Raw genomic sequence first — 3,127 nt, forward strand, 5'->3', positions numbered from 1 at the left:
CGTAAGTCCGACTACCATCGGCGCTAAAGAGCTTAACTTCTGTGTTCGGCATGGGAACAGGTGTGACCTCTTTGCCATTGTCACCAGACAATGAAATGTATGAAATTATACATTCAAAACTAGATAGTAAGTAAAATATGATTGAACCAAAACAAAACAATTTAAAATTTGATTAAGTCTTCGATCGATTAGTATTCGTCAGCTCCACATATCGCTATGCTTCCACCTCGAACCTATTAACCTCATCATCTTTGAGGGATCTTATAACCGAAGTTGGGAAATCTCATCTTGAGGGGGGCTTCATGCTTAGATGCTTTCAGCACTTATCCCGTCCATACATAGCTACCCAGCGATGCCGTTGGCACGACAACTGGTACACCAGAGGTATGTCCATCCCGGTCCTCTCGTACTAAGGACAGCTCCTCTCAAATTTCCTACGCCCACGACGGATAGGGACCGAACTGTCTCACGACGTTCTGAACCCAGCTCGCGTACCGCTTTAATGGGCGAACAGCCCAACCCTTGGGACCGACTACAGCCCCAGGATGCGATGAGCCGACATCGAGGTGCCAAACCTCCCCGTCGATGTGAACTCTTGGGGGAGATAAGCCTGTTATCCCCGGGGTAGCTTTTATCCGTTGAGCGATGGCCCTTCCATGCGGAACCACCGGATCACTAAGTCCGTCTTTCGACCCTGCTCGACTTGTAAGTCTCGCAGTCAAGCTTCCTTATGCCTTTACACTCTATGAATGATTTCCAACCATTCTGAGGAAACCTTTGAGCGCCTCCGTTACTCTTTAGGAGGCGACCGCCCCAGTCAAACTGCCCATCTGACACTGTCTCCCACCATGATAAATGGTGCGGGTTAGAAATCCAACACAGCGAGGGTAGTATCCCACCAACGCCTCCACGTAAGCTAGCGCTCACGCATCTCAGGCTCCTACCTATCCTGTACAAGCTGTGCCGAATTTCAATATCAGACTACAGTAAAGCTCCACGGGGTCTTTCCGTCCTGTCGCGGGTAACCTGCATCTTCACAGGTACTATGATTTCACCGAGTCTCTCGTTGAGACAGTGCCCAAATCGTTACGCCTTTCGTGCGGGTCGGAACTTACCCGACAAGGAATTTCGCTACCTTAGGACCGTTATAGTTACGGCCGCCGTTTACTGGGGCTTCGATTCGTAGCTTCGCAGAAGCTAACCACTCCTCTTAACCTTCCAGCACCGGGCAGGCGTCAGCCCCTATACATCACCTTACGGTTTAGCAGAGACCTGTGTTTTTGATAAACAGTCGCTTGGGCCTATTCACTGCGGCTCTCCTGGGCGTTAACCCTAAAGAGCACCCCTTCTCCCGAAGTTACGGGGTCATTTTGCCGAGTTCCTTAACGAGAGTTCGCTCGCTCACCTTAGAATTCTCATCTTGACTACCTGTGTCGGTTTGCGGTACGGGCACCACAATTCTAGCTAGAGGCTTTTCTCGGCAGTGTGAAATCAACGACTCGAGGAAACAATTTCCTCTCCCCATCACAGCTTGACCTTAAGAGTGCCGGATTTGCCTAACACTCAGTCTTACTGCTTGGACGTACAATCCAATAGTACGCTTCGCCTATCCTACTGCGTCCCCCCATCGCTTAAAACGAATTATGGTGGTACAGGAATATCAACCTGTTATCCATCGCCTACGCCTATCGGCCTCAGCTTAGGACCCGACTAACCCAGAGCGGACGAGCCTTCCTCTGGAAACCTTAGTCAATCGGTGGACGGGATTCTCACCCGTCTTTCGCTACTCACACCGGCATTCTCACTTCTAAGCGCTCCACATGTCCTTGCGATCATGCTTCAACGCCCTTAGAACGCTCTCCTACCATTGTCCTTACGGACAATCCACAGCTTCGGTAATATGTTTAGCCCCGGTACATTTTCGGCGCAGTGTCACTCGACTAGTGAGCTATTACGCACTCTTTAAATGATGGCTGCTTCTAAGCCAACATCCTAGTTGTCTGGGCAACGCCACATCCTTTTCCACTTAACATATATTTTGGGACCTTAGCTGGTGGTCTGGGCTGTTTCCCTTTCGAACACGGACCTTATCACCCGCGTTCTAACTCCCAAGTTAAATTGATTGGCATTCGGAGTTTGTCTGAATTCGGTAACCCGATAAGGGCCCCTCGTCCAAACAGTGCTCTACCTCCAATAATCATCACTTGAGGCTAGCCCTAAAGCTATTTCGGAGAGAACCAGCTATCTCCAGGTTCGATTGGAATTTCTCCGCTACCCACAACTCATCCGCTCACTTTTCAACGTAAGTCGGTTCGGTCCTCCATTCAGTGTTACCTGAACTTCAACCTGGTCATGGGTAGATCACCTGGTTTCGGGTCTACGACCAAATACTCAACGCCCTATTCAGACTCGCTTTCGCTACGGCTCCACATTCACTGCTTAACCTTGCATCAAATCGTAACTCGCCGGTTCATTCTACAAAAGGCACGCCATCACCCATTAACGGGCTCTGACTACTTGTAAGCACACGGTTTCAAGTTCTATTTCACTCCCCTTCCGGGGTACTTTTCACCTTTCCCTCACGGTACTGGTTCACTATCGGTCACTAGAGAGTATTTAGCCTTGGGAGATGGTCCTCCCGGATTCCGACGGAATTTCTCGTGTTCCGTCGTACTCAGGATCCACTCAAGAGTGAACAAACTTTCGACTACAGGATTATTACCTTCTTTGATTCATCTTTCCAGATGATTCGTCTAGTTTATTCTTTTGTAACTCCGTATAGAGTGTCCTACAACCCCAACAAGCAAGCTCGTTGGTTTGGGCTCTTCCCGTTTCGCTCGCCGCTACTCAGGGAATCGATTTTTCTTTCTCTTCCTGCGGGTACTAAGATGTTTCAGTTCTCCGCGTCTACCTTCAGATATGCTATGTATTCACATATCGATAACATGACATAACTCATGCTGGGTTTCCCCATTCGGAAATCTCTGGATCAAAGCTTACTTACAGCTCCCCAAAGCATATCGTCGTTAGTAACGTCCTTCATCGGCTTCTAGTGCCAAGGCATTCACCGTGCGCCCTTAATAACTTAATCTTTTTTGACTTTCAACACGAACAAGTCGGTTGAAAA

General features: G+C 48.8%; 2 rRNA genes. Both read right to left on the reverse strand.

The window, feature by feature from the left end:
• Nucleotides 1-88, reverse strand: a 5S ribosomal RNA gene (gene rrf, locus ACSUE0_RS14500); the annotation flags it as partial.
• 80 nt (nucleotides 89-168) lie between these two features.
• Nucleotides 169-3,091: ribosomal RNA gene (locus tag ACSUE0_RS14505) — 23S ribosomal RNA — on the reverse strand.
• Between the last annotated feature and the right edge of the window lie 36 nt (nucleotides 3,092-3,127).

Source organism: Staphylococcus sp. AS1337, from assembly GCF_051408735.1.
GTDB lineage: Bacteria > Bacillota > Bacilli > Staphylococcales > Staphylococcaceae > Staphylococcus > Staphylococcus xylosus_B.